This window comes from Mycolicibacterium madagascariense, assembly GCF_010729665.1.
In the GTDB taxonomy this organism is placed as follows: Bacteria; Actinomycetota; Actinomycetes; order Mycobacteriales; family Mycobacteriaceae; genus Mycobacterium; species Mycobacterium madagascariense.
Genome location: NZ_AP022610.1, coordinates 188353 through 209656, shown reverse-complemented (window position 1 = coordinate 209656; position 21304 = coordinate 188353). Strand labels below are relative to the sequence as shown.

23 protein-coding genes are annotated in these 21304 nt (G+C 68.8%); 12 read left to right on the top strand and 11 right to left on the bottom strand.

Going from position 1 to position 21304, the window contains the following annotated elements:
* Positions 1-126: 126 nt before the first annotated feature.
* The 3 genes from G6N60_RS01025 to G6N60_RS01015 all read right to left on the bottom strand — a co-directional run bounded on the left by G6N60_RS01025 (position 127) and on the right by G6N60_RS01015 (position 2898).
* Positions 127-1671 carry a sensor histidine kinase gene (locus tag G6N60_RS01025; RefSeq protein ID WP_246240153.1) on the bottom strand — a complete coding sequence of 515 codons (1545 nt, stop codon included), beginning with the start codon at positions 1669-1671 and terminating at the stop codon, positions 127-129.
* Positions 1668-2447 (bottom strand): response regulator transcription factor, encoded by a 780-nt coding sequence (locus G6N60_RS01020; protein WP_372511000.1) that lies wholly within the window; start codon positions 2445-2447, stop codon positions 1668-1670. Before G6N60_RS01020 ends, G6N60_RS01025 begins: the two co-directional genes overlap by 4 nt.
* Before the next feature lie 214 nt (positions 2448-2661).
* Positions 2662-2898, bottom strand: a complete 237-nt coding sequence (locus tag G6N60_RS01015; RefSeq protein WP_163731276.1) for a hypothetical protein — start codon at positions 2896-2898, stop codon at positions 2662-2664.
* Between the two features lie 319 nt (positions 2899-3217).
* Here G6N60_RS01015 and G6N60_RS01010 point away from each other — a divergent pair, with 319 nt between their 5' ends.
* A complete protein-coding gene (locus G6N60_RS01010) occupies positions 3218-3508 on the top strand; it encodes a hypothetical protein (RefSeq protein WP_246240151.1) in 291 nt (96 codons plus the stop codon).
* Positions 3509-3646: 138 nt separating this feature from the next.
* On the opposite strand, the gene G6N60_RS01005 is transcribed toward G6N60_RS01010, so the two are convergent.
* Positions 3647-4384 carry a YoaK family protein gene (locus tag G6N60_RS01005; protein ID WP_163731273.1) on the bottom strand — a complete coding sequence of 246 codons (738 nt, stop codon included), beginning with the start codon at positions 4382-4384 and terminating at the stop codon, positions 3647-3649.
* Between the two features lie 357 nt (positions 4385-4741).
* On the opposite strand from G6N60_RS01005, the gene G6N60_RS01000 reads away from it, so the two are divergent.
* Positions 4742-4975 (top strand): hypothetical protein, encoded by a 234-nt coding sequence (locus G6N60_RS01000; protein ID WP_163731269.1) that lies wholly within the window; start codon positions 4742-4744, stop codon positions 4973-4975.
* A gap of 26 nt (positions 4976-5001) precedes the next feature.
* Here G6N60_RS01000 and G6N60_RS00995 read toward each other — a convergent pair whose 3' ends face one another.
* Complete coding sequence (locus tag G6N60_RS00995; protein ID WP_163731266.1) at positions 5002-6180, bottom strand: M20 family metallopeptidase; 1179 nt, start codon at positions 6178-6180, stop codon at positions 5002-5004.
* Positions 6181-6297: 117 nt separating this feature from the next.
* Positions 6298-6597: a hypothetical protein gene (locus G6N60_RS00990; RefSeq protein WP_163730754.1), complete on the bottom strand. Its 300-nt coding sequence runs from the start codon at positions 6595-6597 to the stop codon at positions 6298-6300.
* 252 nt (positions 6598-6849) lie between these two features.
* Here G6N60_RS00990 and G6N60_RS00985 point away from each other — a divergent pair, with 252 nt between their 5' ends.
* A complete protein-coding gene (locus G6N60_RS00985) occupies positions 6850-8976 on the top strand; it encodes a DUF222 domain-containing protein (protein ID WP_407665213.1) in 2127 nt (708 codons plus the stop codon).
* Between the two features lie 81 nt (positions 8977-9057).
* Here the strand turns inward: G6N60_RS00985 and G6N60_RS00980 are convergent, their stop codons facing one another.
* Positions 9058-10734 carry a tetratricopeptide repeat protein gene (locus G6N60_RS00980; protein ID WP_163731262.1) on the bottom strand — a complete coding sequence of 559 codons (1677 nt, stop codon included), beginning with the start codon at positions 10732-10734 and terminating at the stop codon, positions 9058-9060.
* 51 nt (positions 10735-10785) lie between these two features.
* Positions 10786-11271 carry an ATP-binding protein gene (locus G6N60_RS00975; RefSeq protein ID WP_163731259.1) on the bottom strand — a complete coding sequence of 162 codons (486 nt, stop codon included), beginning with the start codon at positions 11269-11271 and terminating at the stop codon, positions 10786-10788.
* Between the two features lie 182 nt (positions 11272-11453).
* Here G6N60_RS00975 and G6N60_RS00970 point away from each other — a divergent pair, with 182 nt between their 5' ends.
* Positions 11454-11594 (top strand): DUF2256 domain-containing protein, encoded by a 141-nt coding sequence (locus G6N60_RS00970; protein ID WP_163731256.1) that lies wholly within the window; start codon positions 11454-11456, stop codon positions 11592-11594.
* Between the two features lie 28 nt (positions 11595-11622).
* Here the strand turns inward: G6N60_RS00970 and G6N60_RS00965 are convergent, their stop codons facing one another.
* Positions 11623-12309, bottom strand: coding sequence for a sensor domain-containing protein (locus tag G6N60_RS00965; RefSeq protein WP_163731253.1), 687 nt, complete (start codon positions 12307-12309; stop codon positions 11623-11625).
* A gap of 331 nt (positions 12310-12640) precedes the next feature.
* Here G6N60_RS00965 and G6N60_RS00960 point away from each other — a divergent pair, with 331 nt between their 5' ends.
* From G6N60_RS00960 to G6N60_RS00925, 8 genes are all read left to right on the top strand, one after another.
* Positions 12641-14107 (top strand): APC family permease, encoded by a 1467-nt coding sequence (locus tag G6N60_RS00960; protein ID WP_163731250.1) that lies wholly within the window; start codon positions 12641-12643, stop codon positions 14105-14107.
* Positions 14104-15138 carry a carbohydrate kinase family protein gene (locus tag G6N60_RS00955; RefSeq protein ID WP_197746907.1) on the top strand — a complete coding sequence of 345 codons (1035 nt, stop codon included), beginning with the start codon at positions 14104-14106 and terminating at the stop codon, positions 15136-15138. Before G6N60_RS00960 ends, G6N60_RS00955 begins: the two co-directional genes overlap by 4 nt.
* Positions 15139-15170: 32 nt before the next feature.
* Positions 15171-16436, top strand: coding sequence for an aminotransferase class III-fold pyridoxal phosphate-dependent enzyme (locus G6N60_RS00950; protein ID WP_246240149.1), 1266 nt, complete (start codon positions 15171-15173; stop codon positions 16434-16436).
* 33 nt (positions 16437-16469) lie between these two features.
* Positions 16470-17132, top strand: a complete 663-nt coding sequence (locus G6N60_RS00945; protein WP_163731247.1) for a class II aldolase/adducin family protein — start codon at positions 16470-16472, stop codon at positions 17130-17132.
* Positions 17133-17206: 74 nt separating this feature from the next.
* Entirely contained in the window at positions 17207-17830 is a 624-nt protein-coding gene (locus tag G6N60_RS00940) for a TetR/AcrR family transcriptional regulator (RefSeq protein ID WP_163731244.1), read from the top strand.
* 65 nt (positions 17831-17895) lie between these two features.
* The gene (locus G6N60_RS00935) at positions 17896-18420 is read left to right on the top strand and encodes a nucleoside/nucleotide kinase family protein (RefSeq protein ID WP_163731240.1); all 525 of its coding nucleotides are present in this window, start codon (positions 17896-17898) and stop codon (positions 18418-18420) included.
* 122 nt (positions 18421-18542) lie between these two features.
* Complete coding sequence (locus tag G6N60_RS00930) at positions 18543-19211, top strand: NADPH-dependent F420 reductase (protein ID WP_163731237.1); 669 nt, start codon at positions 18543-18545, stop codon at positions 19209-19211.
* 173 nt (positions 19212-19384) lie between these two features.
* Positions 19385-19735 (top strand): hypothetical protein, encoded by a 351-nt coding sequence (locus G6N60_RS00925; RefSeq protein ID WP_163731234.1) that lies wholly within the window; start codon positions 19385-19387, stop codon positions 19733-19735.
* A gap of 29 nt (positions 19736-19764) precedes the next feature.
* Here the strand turns inward: G6N60_RS00925 and G6N60_RS00920 are convergent, their stop codons facing one another.
* Together G6N60_RS00920 and G6N60_RS00915 are read right to left on the bottom strand one after the other, a co-directional pair.
* Complete coding sequence (locus G6N60_RS00920) at positions 19765-20397, bottom strand: TetR/AcrR family transcriptional regulator (protein ID WP_163731231.1); 633 nt, start codon at positions 20395-20397, stop codon at positions 19765-19767.
* Between the two features lie 69 nt (positions 20398-20466).
* Positions 20467-21279, bottom strand: coding sequence for a DUF1206 domain-containing protein (locus tag G6N60_RS00915; protein ID WP_163731227.1), 813 nt, complete (start codon positions 21277-21279; stop codon positions 20467-20469).
* Positions 21280-21304 lie beyond the last annotated feature (25 nt).

Genomic DNA, 21304 nt, shown 5'->3' with positions numbered 1-21304 from the left:
TTCGTGACCTGCCCGCCGACCTAGGCCAATCCCGCCGCCGACGCATCGGTGGCAACGCCGACCGCTGAGCCGCATGACGGCTTGGCGGTCGGCGTGTTTCTGCTAGCGGTGCGGTCGCGGTCGAGATCAACCCTGCTGAGCGTTCGACGCCAGCGGTTGCCTGGTCCGTGACGCATTGCCTACCGACGCGCCCGTCGGCAGCAGAACGCGAAATTCGGTCTTCCCCGCGCGCGACGTCACGCCGACCGTGCCGCCGTGCGCCTCGGTGATGGACGCCACGATGGCCAGCCCGAGACCATTGCTGGTGACCTCGCTGGACCGCGACCGATCCCCGCGGACGAAGCGGCCGAACAGCTCCGGCAGGAGTTTGGGATCGATGCCGGGCCCGTCGTCGGCGACGACGATCGACACATGCGGCCCCTCGTCGAGGTCCAGGACCCGCAGGGTGGTGGTGACGGTGACACCCGGCGGAGTGTGGTGGCGGGCATTGGCCAACAGGTTGCTGACCACCTGGTGCAGGCGCGCCTGGTCACCCATCACCCAGACGGCGTCGTCGGGCAGGTCGGTCAGCCACCGGTGATCGTCGTCGGACACCTCGGCATCGTTGACGGCGTCGAATACCAAGGCGCGCAAGTCGATTCGACGGACTTCGAGACCCTGTCCCTCGTCGAGACGGGATAGCAGCAGCATGTCGGTGACCAGATCGGTCATGCGTCGCGCCTCCGATTCGATACGGCCGAGCGCGTATTCGGTCATCGGCGGCAGGGAGTCACTCTCCTGGCGGGTCAGTTGCGCGTAGCCCTGAATCGCCGTCAGCGGCGTCCGCAGTTCGTGGCTGGCGTCGGTGAGGAACCGTCGCATCCGCCGATCGGATGCGGCGCGTGCGGCGAGCGCGGCATCGACGTTGGCCAAGAGTCGGTTGAGCGTCTCGCCGACGATGCCGACCTCGTTGTCCGGATCGGAATCCGCCCGCTTGACGCGCGCGGTGATCCGCTGATCGTCCTCGGCCAGGGGCATTCTCGCCGCCTTGGCCGCCGTCGCGGCGACGCGACGCAACGGGCGCAGAGCCCACCGCAGCAGGATGGCCGTGCCCAGCGCGGCCAACACCGCGGCGGCGATGGTGATCAGGATGACGAAGGCTGACTTCGTCGCCACCACCTTGTTCGCGCTCTCCATCGAGACCCCGGAGACGAGTCGCTGACCGTCACCGAGATCGTGGCTGGCCATTCGATAGTTCCCCAGGCCGTCGAGCTTGAGGGTGCGCGGCCCGCCGCTGCTCCAATCCTGATCGGCGATCGTTGCCACCGCGCTGGCCGGTGCCCGCGCGGAGCCGGCGTCGGAGAAGATCGCCGAATCCGCGACCGTGCTCCCCCGCAGCAGGGCGATGAGGGTCCCCGACGCCTGACCCGTGTAGTCGGTCAGCTTGTCGTCATCGGGAACCCCAAGTCCCGCAGCGTCTTTCGCCTTCGCCTTGTCGTAGAAGTGCTCGAAGGCCGCGAGGGAGTGCGTCAACTCGGCGTCGCTGTTGGCCGTGACGTAGGTGTGCAGGTTGTAGACCGAGAACACCCCGATGCCGAAGACCACCACCGTCACCAACGCGGACACCCCGTACATGAGCTGTCTGCTCAGGGTGCGCGGGCGCCACCATGGCGAGATGCGGACCGGCGTCATTCCGACTCTGGCGGCCGGAGCTGATATCCCTTGCCGCGAACGGTGTGGATGACGGGCTCCCGACCGTCGTGCAGCTTTCTCCGCAGATAGGAGATGTAGAGGTCGACGTTGCTGGTCCGCCCGCCGAAGCTGTAGTTCCAGACGGCTTCGAGGATCTGCTCGCGCGAGAGGACCCGGCGCGGATTGCGCATCAGGTACCGCAGCAGGTCGAACTCGGTGGTGGTCAGGTCGATCCGGTCGCCGTCCCTGGTGACCTCGTGGGTGCCGGCGTCGAGGACGAGGTCACCGACGCGCAGCACCTCGTCGCTCGGCGGCGGGGCGTCACCGTTGCGGCGGAGCAGTCCGCGCAGCCGCAACACCAACTCCTCCAGGTCGAACGGCTTCGTCAGGTAGTCGTCGGCGCCTGCGGTCAAACCGGTCACGCGGTCCCGCGGGGAGTCGCGGGCGGTCAGGAACAGCACCGGGGTGTGGGTTGCCGACGCCCGCACCCGCTGCAGGATCCGAAGCCCGTCGACGTCGGGCAGCATGATGTCCAGCACCAGGATGTCGGGATCGATGGCAGCGAACTTCGCCAGGGCCTCGCGCCCGTCGTGGGCGGTCTCGATTTCCCACCCCTCGTAGCGCAACGCCAGGGTGACGAGGTTCGTCAGGGCGCGTTCGTCGTCGACCAGCAACACCTTGATCGGCGAGCCGTCGGGGCGGCGAATGGGCGGCAGTTGGCCGAGCACGGCCGACTTGGACCGCTGTGCTGGCCGGTTCATCGGCGTCATGGTCATGCTTCGATTCTGCGGAAGAACGTCGCCGCTGTCATGGTGCTCAAATACTCCTCCTATGTTCGCCGGCTCGTCGCCGAGCAGCGAACCCAGTGCGCGCGGTCCTCTCCACTATCCCCGTCGACGGCCCAACGACGACCGTGGCGCCGATCGTTTCCGATCGGCGCCACGGTTCGTTGCTCACTGCCGGCGATGACGTGCGGCCCGCCACCGGCCGTCAGTCGAAGAGGGCCAACGGCCAGGGCGAGCTGAACGGCCCGTAGACGTTCGGGGCGGACACCGGCGCCGGGCGCACCACGATGGCCGTGTGACCGTTCTTGTCCGTGATCGTCGTCCTGCCGTTGTCGGTCACGGTGGTCGGATTGGCAGCCGCAGCGGCCACCGGGGCGGCCGCGATCGCCAGGCCGGCGAAGGCGGTGACGAACAGTGCTGCGACGTTGCGGGACTTCATCATTTCATTCTCCTTCTCGAGGGGTCTCATCGAAGAGCGTTGGTGAATGGCCTTTTTCGTTCTTCGCTTACGAGGACCAATCTACCGGGCCGTCGCCGATTGTCACGCGCCTCATAGACGACGCAAATGTTGAACGGTGTTGCACCGCAATGGTTTCTAGGTGTTCGCTATGAGCGTGTGGGCGGGTTCTATACGACTCTCGTTGAAATATACTGGTTAGCAACCTGTTTCCGTCTCGCAGACGAATTACGCTTCACATCAACCTTCTTCGACGCCGGTAGCGTCGATGGTGCAGTCACCACTCGAACGAAGGAGAACGATCATGCGCACGATGACCACCGCAGCCGCCTGTGCCGGCCTGCTCCTCACCATGGGGATCGGGACGGCCGCCACCGCGTCCGCCTCGTCCAGGCCGGCACCCGACACCATCGCCCAGCTCGAGGCGGAGGGCTACCACGTTCAGGTCAACGGCCCACGGGCCAGCCCGCTCTCGTACTGCAGCGTGACCGACGTGCACGGTCTCAGGAACTCCAACGTGGACGACGACGGCAAGATCATCGACCAGAACCTGCACACCACGGTCTACGTCGACATCGCCTGCCAGAACCACTGAGTCACGCACGCAAACCACCGGGTGGGCATCGCCTACCCGGTGGTTTCGTCTGTGGGGACCTGCGCCCCGCAGACCAAAGAGGCGCCGCCGGTATGCGATACCGGCGGCGCCTCTGATCGGACTAGCTCATCGACGACGTCACACCAGGGCGGTCGGCTTCGCCGAGGGGTGCGCGTCGGGCTGCGGTGCGTACACGCTGGTGATCTGGTCGCTGTAGGGCTGTCGAATGGCCTTGACCAAGGCCCACACGGCCAGCGCCGCCAGCATGGCCGCGGGCACCAGGAAGGCGATCTCGCCGAATTCGTGTTGCAGCACACCGCCGAATACGGCGCCCGCGGTCAGACCGGCCCACAGCGGGCCCTGGATCCAGAACGACGGCGCCGGCTTGTGCAGGAGGAGATTGGCCAGGCCGGTACCGAATCGGACGACGGTGCCCGTGACGTAGGTGAGCGCCATGCTTCGACCGGCGTCGTCCTGCAGCGTCGCGTTCTGCAGGCCCAGCGCCAGCACGACGGGATAGACGTGCCACGGAATGCCTTCGGAGCCCAGAGGGAGGAAGGGCGCCACCGCGATCAACGGAGCCTGAATGCTCAGCAGGGACACCATGCGCCAGCGGCCCGACCACGCCGCGATCAGCGTGCCGAGGAAGGCGCCGAAGCAGAACATGGCGATGACCCCGCCGAAGCGGGCCACCCCCACCCAGTTGCCGGCGCTGGTCGCCTCGCCGAACCGAGTCGTGTTGCCGCTCATGAAGGACATAAACAGCTGGGAGTACTCCATGAAGCCAATGGCGTCCGCGGTGCCCGCCACTGCCGCCAAGATCACGGCGAAGCGGTTACGCGTCTTGGGGTCTGCGGGAAATCCTCTGTCCGGCATGATTTTTCCTTCGGGCATGGGTGATGGGACGTCGATCGGATGCGCCCATGGCCGACGCTGGCCATGGCGGTGACGGGAGCGATCTCCACGATGAGAACAGCCCGCTGTGTGCTTCCACTTCTACCCAAGGGTCCAGGGCGGCGAAAGCCGGCGAAAGCTCCTCATAGACAACCCAAATCTTGTTTCACCGGTGTTTCCACGAGCGCGGAGGTCAACGACGTTGTGCCGCAGCACACGTGGCGAAGATTTGAGTCTTCCATGAAAGCCGGCCGCGGCGCGTTCCGCCCATGACGCGAGGGTAATCGAGGCGTGAACGCATGAAGCGTATCGAGAAGAACCCCATCGAAGGAGACAAGAATGTCGTTCACGACGATCGTCGTCACACCCGTTCTGGCCGCTGCCGGAATCGCCCTTGGACTGAGTGTTGCGCCTGCCGCCTTCGCCGACGACCCCTGTGACATGGCCGTGTCGACGTCGCGCTGCCTGGGCCCGCAGGGCGTCGAGGGCGGCACCGCACCGAACGTGAACCCGGGTTCGGGGGTCCAGAACGGCCCGTACGGACCGTGGGGCAACCTGCCGCCGCTCGGCTGATCACCGATGCCGCAATGCCTTTGGGGTCAGTGCGGTGATTCCATCAGGCGCGCGATGGCCGACGCGTACATCCGCATCGCGCGACCGACGTCCGCCACGGCGACCTTCTCCCGCGAGGTGTGAGCCAGGCCCGGGTCGCCCGGCCCCCACACGATGGTCGGGACTCCCGCCGCGCTGAGGAACGACGCGTCGTTGCAGGCCTCGTCGAAGCCAAATTCGGGATCGGCCGTGTCGGCGGCCGCCGCTGCTTGGGCGGCCAGGGCCAGCGGGCTGTCTGCCGGGAGCAGACACGGCGGCCACTGCTTGGTCTTCGAGACGGCGACCGAGAACTCGTCGTAGGAGCGGGCAGTGCGCCGCACCGCGCGGTCGATCTCGTCGAAGACCGCCTCTGCCGACTCGCCCGGAACGAGCCGACGGTCGATCGTGAACACGGCCTCGTCGGGAATGGAGTTGACCACGGTCCCCGAGTGCAACGTCGTCACCGTCAACGACGACGGTGGGCAGCCGTGAGGCCCCGGCTCCCCGACGTGAGTCGGTAGGTCGGCGATGATCTTGGCGGCCAACGGTATGGGGTTGTGTCCGGCCGAGGGTATGCCGGCGTGGGCGGCCTTGCCGGTCACCGTGACGGTGATCCAGAGCAGGCCGCGATTGCCGAGATAGGGCTGCAGCGCCGTCGGTTCGGCACAGATGGCCCAGTCGTACTCGGCGAGACCGCGCTCACCAATGTACGGGATGAGCCCCTGGTCGCTGCCGGTCTCCTCGTCCGCGTCGATGAGCAGGGTGACGCTGCCCCGGGCGAGTGACCCCGTCGACCGCAGCGCCGAGAGGACCCCCGCGAAACTCGCGATTCCGGCCTTCATGTCGCATGCGCCGCGGCCGTGGAGGTAACCGCCGTCAACCGTCGCGTCGAAGGGGTCGCGCTCCCAGTTGACGTCGACCGGCACGACGTCCATGTGTCCCTGCAGCAGGACGTTCGGCCCGGGCGACCCGGAGTCGATTTGGGCGAGCAGAGTTGCTACGCCCGTGGAAGATTCGTGCACGGTGACGTCGACGTCAGCGCTGCGCAGGTACTGGGCCAGCACGTCCATCGCCTCGCGCGTCGCAGCGGCGTGCGGGCCGAGCGAGGGCCGACGGACCAGCTGTCGCAGCAATTCCACCGCCGAGGGTTCCGCCTCGGTGAGCGCCCGTTCCACGAGGCTCATCATCACAGCGATTCCACGCGGGCGCAGTGGACGGCCGACCCGATCACGACAGAGCGGCGGCCCGCGTGGACCGCCGCTCGATCGCGTTCGTCGTCAGACCCGGGTCGCCGCTGCACGCGGTCAGACGCAGAAGGGGCCTAGGCAGAACCCGCCATTGGGCTCCCAACCACCGTTCCAACCTCCGGGGATCGGGCCGCCGCCGTAGTAGCCGCCGCCGTTGTAGTACCCGCCGCCGTTGTAGTAACCCGGTCCACCCCACCGATCGTGGTGCGGTGGGGGTGGAGGTCCCCAGCGCGTTGCCACCGGGCCGCCGTGGCCGGGGCCCGTGTCTGCGTTCGCAACGCCGGCGCCCAATCCGAACGCACCGGCGGCAAGCCCGCCGGCCACCGCGACGCTGGCGATGATGTTCTTGGCCTTCATGTTCGATGCCGTCCTTCCTCGTACCGAACGGCAGCCCACCTGCTCGTGAAAGCTCCTGGGCTCTCGGGTGGGTTGAACCGTGTCGGTCGAAAGCTGCAACACAGCGAACCGCCCAGATTATTTCTTAGCCTGGGTAAGGATTAACTGGCAGAGTCGAACACGTTGCACGCCAACGTCTTTCGGTGATGCTTCCTTGGAAGTTTCTCACGGTTGGTGACGTGAACCCTTAGTCTTCGAATGTATGTTCGAGTCATGTCGATGTCCGCTGCCCGTGACGCGCTCACCGCGCTGCGCGCCGCCCACGACGCGTTGGCCGCCATCGACGTCGAGGCCCTCACGGCCACCGACCTGCTCGAGGTCCTCGACGAGGTGCAGACCCTGAACTGCCAGTTGCCCACCCAGCGCCACCGCCTGCTGGCCCAGCTGCGCCGCATCGCCACCGCCGGCGAGGTCGGCGCCAAGTCCTGGCGCGAGGTGGTGATGACCCGCTGGCGACTATCGAGTCAGGCGGCCCACCAGTGGCTCACCGACGCCGACCTGCTGGGCCCGCGGCACTCCTTCACCGGGGCACCCATGGCCCCCGAGATGCCCGCCACCGCCGCCGCCACCGCTTTGGGACTGCTCACCAGCGAGCACGTCACCGTGATCCGCCTGGCCCTCACACGCCTACCCGCCTGGGTGGACACCCCCACCCGCACCCAGATCGAAGTGGACTGGGTCCGCCACGGCCTGGGCTGCGGACCCAAGGAACTGCGCGACCAGACCGAACGCACCCTGTTCCTGCTCGATCAGGACGGCCCCGCCCCCGACGACGCCGAACGCCGCCGCCGCCGCGAACTGAAGAAGGGCAAGCAGGACCCGGTCGGGATGACCGACCTCAAGGCCACCCTCACCCCCCAAGCGTGGGCGGTGTGGGAAGTCCTGTTCGCCCGCTACGCCGCCCCCGGCATGTGCAACCCCGCCGACGAGCACCCCTGCACCCGTGGCACCCCCAGCCAAGCCCAGATCGACGCCGATGACCGCCCCTACGCCCAACGCTGCCACGACGCGTTCGAATACATCGGTCGTCACGCCCTGGACAAGGGCGAACTCGGCACCCTCAACGGACTGCCCACCACCATCCTGGTCCGCACCACCCTGCAGGAACTGCACGCCCGCGCCGGGATCGGCGTCACCGGCGGCGGCAGCATCATCCCCCTCTCCGAGGTGCTGGCCATGGCCGCCCGCGCCGATGCCACCCACTACCTGGCCGTGTTCGACGGGGCCACCGGCTCGGCGTTGAATCTCTACCGTTCCCGGCGCACCGCCAGCCCCGCCCAACGCCTGGCCCTGATCGCCCGCGACGGCGGCTGCACCAAACCCGGCTGCACCGTCCCCGCCTACGGCGCCCAAGCCCACCACGCCCGCCACGACTGGACCCACGGCGGCAACACCAACGTCGATGACCTCGGCCTGGCCTGTGGACCCGACAATCGCTCGGTGGCCCCCGACGGCTGGAGCACCACCCTCAACGAGCACCACGACGTCGAATGGACACCCCCACCCGGTCTGGACACCGGCCAACACCGCATCAATCACTACCACCACCCCCAACGCCTCCACCCACCCACCACCACCTGGCACCCGCCCAACACGGACAGTGCGGTGTCCGAAAGTGTTGGGGCGCAAAGTGGGAGCGAGGGTACGGGTCCCGCCGAGGGTGCAGGTTCCGCCGAGGGTGCGGGTTCGGCCGAGAGCGAGGGTCCCGCCGAGAGCGAGGGTCCCGCCGAGAGCGAGGGTCCCGCCGAGGCCGTCACCGACGGAGACGCCACCACCCAGAACGGTGCACCCGAGACCGTCACGAATCGTGACGACCCCCAAGGCGACGACGCCCACGCTGTCACCGACGCCATGCCCCACACCGACCAGACCCGCGTCGAGGCCCGCGCCGACCAGACCCGCGCCGAGGCCCGCGCCACCAACAGCGAGACGTCCACCGTCACGAATCGTGACGACCCCCAGAGCGCCGACGCCCACGCTGACACCGACGCCGTGCCCCACACCGACCAGACCCGCGCCGAGGCCCGCGACACCAACAGCGAAACGTCCACCGTCACGAATCGTGACGACTCCCATGACGGACCGGCCGGAGCCGACACCGGACACGCAGACCCCGACGCCACCGAAACCGTCACGAATCGTGACGGCTCCGAGAGCGACGACTCCGAAGACCTCGACTACTGGTGGCCCGTCGACACCGCTCCCGACACCACGCCCGACGCCCCGGCCCCACAGGACGCCGACCCGCCGCCCACCACGCCGTACCGACCAGAACCCCACGGCGACAGCCACACTCGCGAACCTGGCGGGCCAGCACCACCACGTAGCACGGCGGCGTGACCGCTCGAAGGACGACATGCGGACCCCGCGGGCATCGGCCAGCTGGGTGACTCGGCGCGCGGCAAGGGGTTTCGCGACGACCTAGTCGCAGCAGGACCGGTCGGCTCCGGTGCGGCACGCGCACGATGCGCGCACGGTGACGTCGGCACGCGCGGAGGCGAACTCGAGCTGCTTGGCGACGAGGGCCGCCTCCGCGGATCGGCCCTGACGCTCGAGGCATTCCAGGTATCCGTGCAGGCTCCACACGTTGCCGGGATGCTGGTGCGACCTGCCCAGAGTCCCGTTCACACCGAGGTCGGCGGCGTAGACGTCACACGCTTCGTCGACGCGGCCCTGCTCGAGCAGCAGCGCCCCGAGGGCATGGCGCGTCGGCTGCATCCACCCCCACGGTTCGTCATAGGGCAGCGAGTCGTCCAGGTCGACGGCCCGCCGCAGGTGATCGAATGCCTGCTCGTAATCGGCTGCACGATAAGCGATCTCACCGTCCAGCATCGCGTCGGCGATCGCCATCGTGTGGTGGCAGGCCACCTTGAACAGCGCCCGCGACGACGGGATCCGCTTAACGGCCGCGCGGAACTCCTCGCGGGTGGATCGAGCCGTGTCGACGTGTCCGGTCGCGGCCAGCGCGACACCACGCCCGTAGAGCACCGTCGCCGCGGTCACGCAGTACAGGTCGGGGTCGGCGGGCAGCGGCTCGGCCACCAGTTCCGCCCACCGACCGAACCGGATCAGAACGTGCACCCGCAGTGGCACGAACGCCTCCAGCCAATCCGCCATCGGCAGACCCGGCGCGTCCAGCAGTTCGGGTGTCAACTCGGCGGCGAGTTCGTCGGCGGCGTCGATCGCCGTCTGAAACTGCCCGAGGAACATCGCGGCGTACACCACGAAGTGCAGGTTGTGAGCCCGGTATCGCGAATAGGCGTTGTCTCGGCCGCGAGCGGCGACGAACCTGCGGTCGGCGCGCACCGCGGCCTCGTTCGCGCGGACCGCACTGTAATAGTCCCCGCACAGCACGTCGATGTGCGACGGCATGTGCAGCAGGTGACCACAGTCGGGCACCAGCTGGCGGAGCAGATCCGCGGCGGGCAACGCCGCCTCGGGCTCGCCGGACATCTCCATCGCGTGCAGATACAGGTGCAGGACGCCGGGGTGCCGACGACCAGCCGGGGTGGCCATCGCCGCTTCCAGGAGCCGACGGGCCTCGAGCACCCTGGACCCGCGGGCCGGCTCGCCGGTCTCGACGTCCCACAGCGCCCACACCGTGAGGTTCATCAGGGCGTCGGCGGCCAGCATCTGCACCTCGACGTGGTCGGGATGCGCCTGCGCGAGGTGCGACATGGCGTCGGCGTACGCGGCGTGGCCGGTCTCCAGCGTGTCGATGTCGTTCGCGTCGCCGGTCGGGTAGCGCAGCCGCAACGCGGCGATCAGTTGCCTGGTCACGGGGTCGTCGCTGACCGCGGCGGCCAGTTCGGTGCGGGCTCGGGTCAGGGCCTCTGCTCTTCCGGCGTCGTCGTACGACGTCCAGTTCCGGTTGTAGTTGGGTCCGACGGCGTACGCGATCGCCCACCGCGCCAGGCCGAAATCCGGATCGGCATGCAGTGCGCGCTCGAAGCAGTGAACCGCCTCATCGTGGTTGAACCCGAAGGTCCACACCATGCCCCTGTCGAACCAGCGACGCGCGAGCAACGGTGCGGCGACGTCGTGCGGCCACGCATACCCGCCGAGGTCGAAGTAGGCGGAGTCGTCGTCGAGGTCCATTTACTGAACAACTTATCCGGTAGCGGACAGTGCGTCCAACATGGCCTCTGGTCAGGCGGTGTCCTGCAGCGCGTCGGTGCGACCGTGGCTGGCGCCCTGGGGTGGGCAATCACGGAAGACGAGACGGACCGTCGTCCCATTGTCATGCCCGTCGACGGAGCACTCGTCGGCCAAGGCCGTCATCAGCAGGACCCCACGCCCGCGAAAGTCGCTGACTCGCATGGACTTTGGCTCCTGCCAGCTGCCTTCGTCGGTGACCTGAATCTGGACCACGGCATGGTTCTCGTCGTAGCTCAGCTCGAGGACCATCGTGCCGGCCGAGCGATCGCGGTAGGCGTGGTCGACGCAATTCGACAACGCTTCGTCGACGGCCAGCGTGATGTCGGCGAACCGTTCCTCGCCCACGGCGACCGTGGCGTTCAGCCAGTCCTGAGCGAACCGGCGCCACTGGGCAACGGTGACCGGGCTGGCGTCACCCTCCAGCCGACGCCGCGCGTGCTCACGCGGGTCGGATGATGGCTGGCTGGCCGGGGTCATGCTGGCGAGTACCCGCTAAGCAGCTTGCCGATACCTCGTGCGCCCACCCGCTTCGCTGCACGCGCTGGGAACGACCTTCAGCCGCCCGTCAACGCGTAGGAATCCGTCGCGGCGCCGAGCTCGAATGGTGACGTCGTCAACCGGCATGGCTAACCGAACCGCGTCGCGGGTACGCCACTCGGGTGAACGCGAAAGCTCAGTCGAAGACGTGCCCGGCCTGCGGTCGACCGTTCACCAACCGGAAGAAGTGGAGTTCGCGGGGGCAGTGGGATCAGGTGATCTACTGCTCCAAGCGCTGCCAGAGCGCGGCGAAGTCGAAGTAGCCCACACGACGGCGCCCACCGCCGGGCGCTACCACCGCGCCGACACGTTGGCCGCGATCTGGCTGGCGATCTTCGGCGCGGAGTCTCCCGGGCTCGCGCTGCAGGTATTGACGTCGGCGATGACGTTGTTTCGCAAAGCCAGCGCGCGGCCACATCCCCAGCCGGGCGCGGCGGCATCGTGTTCGGTCGAGGTGGTGCTCAGCACCCCGTTGGCGTTGACCGGCGGAGCGGCCGACCATATGGTGCCGCTCTGCAGATGGGTGTACTGCTGACAGGCCGACCACTGCTGAGCCGAGGTGTCGAAGAAGGCCGCCGCCTTCTCGGGCGTGGGAAAGAGCACGACGGCCTGCTTGAGGTAATGGGCGAACTTGTCGCCGTCGTTGAGGCTCTGATCGCGCTCGGCCCACGACCCGCTGTCGGCGTACACCGTGGCCTCGGCCGCGCCGTCGATGGCCAGGCATTCGGGGGGCGCCATCGTCGTGCTGTTGTCCGACATCGCCGCTTGCTGGTGGATCACCGTCATGGCCGTGGCGCCCATCGCGGCGTTCACCTGGTCGGTGGTCAGGAGCAAACCGGTCAACTCACGCTCGACGAGCGGACGCGGGATCATGGTCTCGGTGCTCGCGGTCTGGGCGTTGACCTCCGCGCCGTCGCAGCCAGCAATGGTCAGCACGGAGGTGATCCCCAGTGCGAGTGTCGCGATGGCCTGACGCATTCCTACCTCCCGTTGCGGTGCCGGACCGGGACCAGCCACGAGTCACGTGAATGCCCATGATGCGATACCGCAACGGTCACCCGGCTGAGGCTGGGCGGTATCGGGTGGTCACGATGAACCCCCCTTTCCGATAACGGTTTTGGCTCGGGGATGGGCCGGGGTGACGAGCCGGGGGCGGGTTTCGTTTCTGTTAACGTCTCCCGCACGGGTTGTTTTATTTCGGGCGCCCGTCTAATTTCCCATGTGAGTGCGACCCGGCCACCATGGCGCGTGTCCCGGGCGCACCCGAACCACGCCGCCCGATCCTGCGAGATCCCCTGGAGACGCCTCGATGTCATCACATACGCCGGAAGCCCCCGCTGGGGAGGCTCTGCGAGGACCCGACGCGGACCAGCCGCGATTCAAGGCGAACCTCGGCACCGGCCGGGTCGCACTGCTCGTCATCGCATGCGCCGCCCCGCTCGGATCGGTCATCGGCAACACGCCCATCGGCTTCACGCTCGGCAATGGGGCCGGGTTGCCGATCGTCTTCCTGGTCGCGGGGGCGGTGCTCGGATGCTTCGCCGTCGGGTACGTGGCCATCAACCGGGCGGTTCCCGGCGGTGGCGGGTTCGCGCGGTACGTCCACGCCGGCTTCGGCCCGGGGGCCGGCCTCGGCGCCGCCTATGCGACGACGATGGCCTACGGCGCGGGCACCATCGGAATCACCGCCGCCTCAGGGTATTTCGCGGACGTCATCGCCAAGGCCCATGGGCTGCACCTGCCCTGGTGGATCTACTCCGTCATCGCGTTGATCATCGTCGGCATCCTCGGCCGCCACGCCGCCGACCTGAGTGCCACCGTGCTGCTCGTCATGATCGTGGCCGAATTCGCGATGCTGGTGGTCCTCGACGTCCTCATCCTCGCCCACAGCGGGCTGGCCGCACTGCCGCTGGACGTCTTCTCCCCCGACCGCGTGTTCTCGGGCAGCATCGGGCCCGCGCTGATGATCGCGTTCACGTCCTTCATCGGCATCGAGTCGGCGGTCATCTACGCCAACGAGGCGCGCAATCCCGGCAAGACGGTGCCGAGGGCGATCTACGTCTGCGTCGCCGCGATCTCGGTGTTCTACTTCCTCACGATCTGGCTCATCGTCGGGTCCGTCGGCGTCGACCAGATCGTGCCGCGGGCCAACGAGGCGCAGGGCGATCTGCTGTTCGTGCTGTCCGGTGAGCAGGGCGGCAGCGTGCTGACGGCGCTGATGCAGATCTTCTTCCTGACGAGCGTGCTGGCCTCACTGGTGGCCCTGCACAACGCGACGACGCGCTACCTGCAGACGATGGGCACGCAACGCACGATGCCCGCATTCCTCGGCGCCCTTCATCCTCGGTATCAGGGACCTGCTCGCGCCAGCGAGGCACTGACGATTCTGACGGCCATTCTGGTGGCGGTCTTCGTCGTGGTCGGCGCCGATCCGTATCTCGGCGTCTACACCAGCCTCGGCGGTCTGTTCACCGTCGGCATCGTCGCGATGCAGGGTGCGGTGGCCGTCACCGTCGTGGTGTTCTTCCGGCGCATGAAGGACAAGCGGACGTGGAAGACGTTGGTGGCGCCGGCAATTGGTGCGCTGGGGCTGCTCGTCGCAACCGGGTTGATCATCGCGAACTATGCGCTGCTGACGGGCACCGACGCCACGCTCCCCAATCTGCTGCCGTGGCTGATTCCGTTGGCCTTCGTCGTCGGCTTCGTCGTCCACCGGCTTCGGCGGGACGTCGTCATCGACTTCGATCCGGCCTCGGCGGAACTGGGGCCGCAGTGACGGCAGTCCTCGGCCCGCGGGTGGGCACCGTTGCGGTGCTCGGCCCGCACATCATCGACGTCCTCGGCCGCCCGGTCACCGAGATCCCCGCCGGACAGGGCAGCGCGCGACTCGACGAGATCCGCGTGACGGTCGCGGGCACCGGCGGCGGTGCGGCGGTCGACCTGGCGAAGCTCGGCATGTCGGTGGCGTCGTTCGCCGCCGTCGGTGACGACCTGCTCGGACAGCTCCTCGACTCGCAGCTGCGGGCCCACGGGGTGGACACCGGGGGGCTGGTGTGGCGTCGCGGTGGGGTGACCTCGTCGACGATCCTGCCGATCCGGCCGAACGGTGAGCGGCCGGCGCTGCACGTGCCCGGCGCCACCCCGTCGCTGCGGGCCGCCGACGTGGACGGTGCCGCGCTGCTCACCGCGGATGCGCTGCTCTTCGGCGGGCCGGAAACCATGCCGCAGCTACTGAATTCGGACGGCGTCGCGCTGATCGCCGCGGTGCACGCCGCGGGCAAGCCCGTCTTCGTCGACCTGCTGCACCCGGCCACGACCGCCACTCTCGACCTGCTCACCCCGTTCCTCCCGTCGATCGACTGGTTCCTGCCCAACGACGACCAGCTGCGCGGGCTGACCGGGATCGACGACCTCGCCGCGGCGGGTCGGGCGCTGCTCGCAAGGGGAGTCGGCGCGGTAGCCGTGACGGTCGGCGCGCAGGGCGCACTGCTGGTGCAACCCGACCGCGACCCCGTCTCGGTGCCCGCGCTGCCCACGACCGTCGTCGACACCACCGGCTGCGGGGACTCGTTCAACGCGGGCATGATCACGGGGCTGCTCAGTGGCTGCACACCCGAGGACGCCGCGCTGCTCGGTTGCGCCTGTGGCGCGCTGGTAGCGTCCGGGCTCGGGTCCGACGCCGGAATCGTCGACCGCGCAGGCGTTTTGGCGCTCATTGCCGGGTCCGATCCCGCGGCCGCCCACCGCATCGGCGACACCGTCGACGCCCATCTGGCGGGACGCGCGCGCGTCGCGCTCGACGCCTGACACCATCCAGCATTCGACGAGGGAGAAACACCGTGACCACCGATTTCGGCCTGACCGTCGACCGTCGCCAGCGCGACGTCGACACCGATCTGCGCCGCCGCGCCGCCGCCGTCGTCCCGAACGGCATGTACGGGCACCTGAACATGACTGCGCTACCGGCAATTCCGCAGTTCATCTCGCGGTCGCGCGGCGCGCGGCTGTGGGACGTCGACGGCAACGAGTACGTGGACCTCATGTGCAGCTGGGGCCCGGTCATCCTCGGCCACGACGATCCGGTCGTCGAGGGGGCCGCCGAGCGTCAGCGGCGGCAGGGCGACTGCCTCAACGGCCCCGCGCCGGTCATGGTCGAGCTCGCGGAGACCATGGTCGCCACGATCGCGGATGCGGACTGGGCGATGTTCGCCAAGAACGGTACCGACGCAACGACCATGTGCTGCACCATCGCTCGGGCCGAGACCGCGCGGACGATGATCCTGGTGGCCAAGGGCGCCTACCATGGCGCCGCCCCGTGGTGCACGCCGTCGCCCGTAGGTGTCACGCCTGCCGACCGGGCCAACTTCCTGCAGTACGAATACAACGACATCGCCTCGATCCGGGCTGCCGTCGGTGAGCACGCGGACGACGTCGCCGCGATCATCGTCAGCCCCTTCCGGCACGACGCCGGTTTCGACCAGGAACTCGTCGACCCGACCTTCGCGCGCGAGGTGCGGGCCTACTGCGACGAGCTCGGCGCGGCGTTGATCCTCGACGACGTGCGCGCCGGCTTCCGCCTGCATCACGGTGGCAGCTGGGAGCCGTTGGGCGTGCGGGTCGACCTGACCCCGTGGAGCAAGTCGATCGCCAATGGCTACGCGCTGGCCGCCGTCACCGGTACCGACCGCTTCCGGGAGGCCGCGGGCAGCATCTTCGTGACCGGGTCGTTCTGGATGGGCGCCGTGGCGATGGCGGCCGGTGTGGCCACCATCGACGAGCTCGGCCGACGCGACGCCGTGGCCCGAATGCGGGAGACCGGAACGCAATTGCACTCCGGCGTCCTCGCCAGCGCCGAGGCGTGGGGGTTCGACGTCAGCTACACCGGCCCCGCCCAGATGCCGAACCTGCTGTTCCGCAGCGACGTGGACTACGAGCTCGCCATCGCGTTCAGCGCCGAGGCGCAGGCCCGTGGCGTCTACGTCCACCCCAAGCACAACTGGTTCGTGTCGGCGGCCCTGAGTGCCGACGATCTCGACATGGCGCTCACCGGTCTCGACGGCGCGTTCGGCGCGCTGCGCGCCCGATATCCGCGCACCGCAGCCTGATTCACCGATGCACCGAGGACAAGGAGCCGCCCCATGGCGCAGTCCCCCATTCGTGCAATGGCGGACCTGAACGAACTGCGGGTCGACGTGGCGGCCCGGTGTCGCGAATTGGCCTGTCATGGAATGGCATTGGCCGGTGCCGGTAACGTCAGCGTGCGCACCGACGAGCACGTGCTCGTCACCCGTTCCGGACTGCGCCTGGATTCCGCTGCGCCCGAGGACATCACGGTCGTCACGCTAGCGGGGAGAGTCATCGAGGGCGCTCGGCCGTCGTCGGAGGTCGGACTCCACCTGGGCATCTACGAGCGCTCCGCTGCCCGGGCGGTCGTGCACACCCACGGCCGCAGCTCGGTGGCCGTCGGGCTCGTCTGCGATGCCATGCCGCTGGTGCACTACAACCTGCTGCGGCTGGGCGGCCGACTTCCGACGGTGCCCTATCACCTGTTCGGCTCCGAGGAGCTGGCCGACGCGGTGGGCACCGCCGTCGCCGCCGGCTTCGGCACCGTCCTCATGCGCAACCACGGCGCCGTCAGCAGTGCCCGCTCCCTCGCCGAGGCCGTGGAGCACGCCTGTCTGCTCGAATGGCTTTGCGACGTATACCTGGCCGCCAGCAGTCTCGGTCCGCCCGCGCTGCTCGACGACGACGACCTGGCGGCCGTGGCCGCTCAGTCGCAGCGCCTGACGTACGGCGGCTGAGCCGGAAACGGTGGGCCAGGCGGCTCGCGACGGGGGCTTACACTCGGTGCGCAGCAGCTATCCGAGGGGACGCAATGCCGAAGATCGTCGACCATGACGAGCGTCGTGAAGAGATCTTGAGCGCGGCGGTCCGGGTCATCGACAGCGTCGGCCTCGACAACACGACCACGCGGGCCATCGCGCTCGAATCGGGATACTCCAACGGCGTCCTGAGCCACTACTTCCAGGACAAGGACGACATCCTCCGGTCGATCCTCGTCAAGACCCACCGCGAGTTCATGGACCGGGTCGCGGCCAGCATGCACGGCAAGGACGAGTTCGGCCGGCTGTGGGCGATGCTGATGCAGAACCTTCCGCTGGACCGCGAGCGCCACGTCGAGACGCTGATGGAGATCACCTTCTGGCCGCGCGCCCTGTCCAACCCCGCGCTGCGCGAGTTCCAGCGCGACGCCGCCAGTGAGCTGCTCACCCAGCTGCGCGGCCTGATCGGTGACGTGCGAGTGGCCGGGGGCCTCGACACCGACCTGACCGACGCGGACGTCGCCGAGCTGCTGATCGCCGTGATCGACGGATTGTCGGTGCACGCCGAGCTGTTCCCCAAACGACTGCCCACGGCCTACCAGAAGCGTTTGATGCGAGCGCAGTTGACGGCGATCGGCTTCCGCGTCGACGAAAAGGCCTCGGCCACGTCAAGATAGCCTTCCCGCGGGGGCGCGCACTGAGAGGACGGCTGGACCGGTGACCACCGGGTACGGGAATTGCGTTGGACGTCAATGACATCGGCCGTCGGCTCGCTGCCGACGGGGCCATGACGGTGTTGCTCGACGGACGGTCGGGGGCGGGCAAGACGACGTTCGCCGCCGCATTGCGGGCGGCGTGGGGTGTCGGCACGGTCGTCCACCTCGACGACGTCTATCCCGGCTGGGACGGACTGCGGGCGGCCTCGGAGCACGTCGAGCGGGAGCTGCTCGTCCCGCGTCGCGCAGGTCGCCCGGGTCGTTGGCGACGCTGGGACTGGACGGCCGCGGCGTCCGCCGAATGGCATCTCGTCGCACCCGATGAGCCCCTGCTCGTCGAGGGATGCGGCGCGCTCACCGTCGAGAACCGGGCGCTGGCCGACTACGGGATCTGGCTCGACTGCGCCGAGTCGCTCCGCAGACACCGCGCCCTGGCGCGCGACGGCGCCACCTTCGCCGCGAACTGGGATCGCTGGGCGGCCCAGGAGTCCGAGCACATCGCCCGCAACGACCCCAGGGCACTGGCCGACGTCGCGCTGACCGCTGCGTGAACGGTGCTGCGAGCGTGAACGGTGCTGCGAGACGGGATGGGAACGGGCCGACCGCCTGTTGCAGGTGATCGTGGGCAGCGCTGACACCAGCAGCGGTGACGTCCCACCGGACGGAGGCAATCGTGAGGATCGGCATCATCGGGGCGGGGCAGATCGGCGGCACGCTGACGCGGCGACTGCGCGAACTGGGACACGAGGTGAACGTGGCGAATTCGCGTTCCCCCGAGACGCTCGCCGAGCTCGCGCACGAGACGGGCGCGACCGCGGTGTGGGCCAGGGACGCCGCGACCGACGCCGACCTCGTCATCGTGAGCATTCCGCAGAAGAACGTTCCCGACCTCGCGGACGGCATCGTCGATGGCCGCAAGCCGGGTGCCCCCGTGATCGAGACCAACAACTACTACCCGCAGCAGCGCGACGGTGAGATCGCCGAAATCGAGGACGGTCAGGTCGAGAGCGCCTGGGTCGCCGAGCAGATCGGCGCCCCCGTGTACAAGGTCTTCAACGGAATCTGGTGGAAGCACCTGTTCGAGAAGGGCTTGCCGAGCGGCTCGGCGCATCGCATCGCGCTCCCCGTCGCCGGGGAGGACGGGCCGGGTCGGGACGTGGTGCACGGCATCGTCGACGCACTCGGGTTCGAGCCGGTCCATGCCGGGTCGATCGCCGACTCGTGGCGCCAACAGCCCGGAACCCCGGTGTACGGGAAGGACTTCGACGCAGACGCCACGCGTGCGGCGCTCGCGGAGGCCTCGCCCGAGCGCACGGCCGAATGGAGTGCCCGCACCCCGTAGGCCGTCACTCCCGGCCGTCGCCCCCGTCAAACTACCTGGGTGAAGGAAATTCCTTCACTTGAGAATGTTATTGCGTTAGGGTCGGGCCATGACGACCGCCGCAGCCCAGCGCCCGCCGACGTCGCGTGACGGGGACGCGCCCGGATCCTGGTCGATCGTCTGACATGCGCCTCGTGAAGCTCCTGCGAGACCCCGTCACCATCGCCCTCGTCGCCGGCGGGCTGGTCGTCTTCGGCATCCTGGCCATGAACTGGCCGGTGCAACTCGGCGACTACGACCGGTGGGGCTTTCGCATCGGCTGCGGAACCGGATTCGCGTCGTCCTACGACCAGGCGACCCTGGCCGATCAGCAGCCTCCGACGCCCCCGCAACCCCAGGGCGGCTACGCCGACCGCTGCGAGTCGGCCGTGGTCTGGCGCCGCACCTGGGCGTCGACGGTCATCGTCCTCGGCGGTGGCGCGCTCGTCCTGCTGCTCGGCCGGGACCGTCGACCGGTCGAGGCAGACCGCATCGTCGACGAATGACACTGCGCCGCAACGGGATCGCGATGCGCTCAGGCGGCGCCGAAGGCCGTCGACACCATCCGCCCGTAGAGCTCCCCAAGGTCGTCGGCGCCCCATGGATTGGCGTCGTCGAGCAGTGAGCGGACCGCCGCCTCGCAGGTCGACATGAAGAACTCGACCAGGATGGGCAACTTGGCCTCGGCGTCGTCGATGCCCCACCACCGGCTCAGCACGGGGCCAATCGACGCGGACGTCGCCTCGCCCAGCTGGGCCCGGACCTTGGCGAACCGACCGGCAACCGCCGGATCGGGACTGGCGGAGAACACCACCCGCCAGGAGTTGGGCCGTTCGGCGACCGCGCGCAGCAGCAGCTGGTAGCCGGTGACGAACGCCGACTGCGGATCCGCACCGCGGGCGGACTGCAGCGCGACCATCAATGACTCTGTGAGAGCGGCAGTTTCGCGTTCCAGCAGCGCGGTGATGAGCGCGACCCGATCCTCGAAGCAGGCGTAGACGACGGGCCGGGTGACGCCCATGCGTTCGGCGATCGAGCCGATCGTCACCTGGGCGACGCCCTGCTCGACGGTGATCTCCAGGGCCGCGTCCAGCACCTGCGGTCGGCGCCGTTCCGGGCCGAGGTGGGCCGCCCGGCCACGGGCCTTGGCAGTGCGGGCGCTGGGCATGGACACGAACTTACCCGCGGGGCTTCTCACCTGTGGGAAAACGCTGCCCCGCAAGGGAAGGAGCCCGCATCACATCTTCATGGAGCGGGCCATCACGAAGCTGTAGAGCCCGTAGACGATGAGCCCGACCGCGGCGAGCATCAGCAGAGCGACGCCGTAGGGCTGGGCACCCAGGGTCTTGAGCGCGCCGTCCAGACCGGTGGCCTCCTGCGGTTTCGCGCGCACCGCCGCGACGACGATCAGGACCCCGGCACCGGCGATCGTGAGACCCTTTGCGGCATAACCCAATACGCCGAGCCAGACGACCAGCCGTCCCGGCTCGCCCTTGAGGTCGTCCAGGAAGCTGCGGCTCGCGCCCTTGTAGACGTGATAACCGCCCACCGCGACGACGACCACGCCCGCGACGATCAATGCGACCGTGCCAGGACCCGACTGCATCAGACGCGCGCTGACCGTCGACGTCTGCGCGGCCGACGACGTGCCCGCCCCGCGAGCGAAGCCGACCGCCGAGTAGGCGAACCCGAAGTACACCACGGCGAGCGACAGGGCCTTGCCCCGATCGGAGGCCTCGGCCACCTCGCTCTGCTGCTTGGGATCGGTGGAGCGGCCCAGTGCCGTCTCGACCAGCCGCCACGCCCCCATCAGACCGAACGCGACGGCCGCCAGCCACAGCGCGGCGGCACCGCCCCGCTGTCCCGCGATCGTCGCCAACGCGCCGGACGCATCGGCGTCACCGCGGCCGCTCCCCAGCCCGATCCGGATGGCGAGATAGCCGATGATCAGGTGCAACAGGCCGCTCGTCACGTACCCGGCGCGAGCCAGGCGCTCGAACACGCCGTTCTGAGCGACCCGCGTCACCTCGGAGGAAGAGTCCTTCACCACGTCCGCTCCACGGTACCCGGGCAGG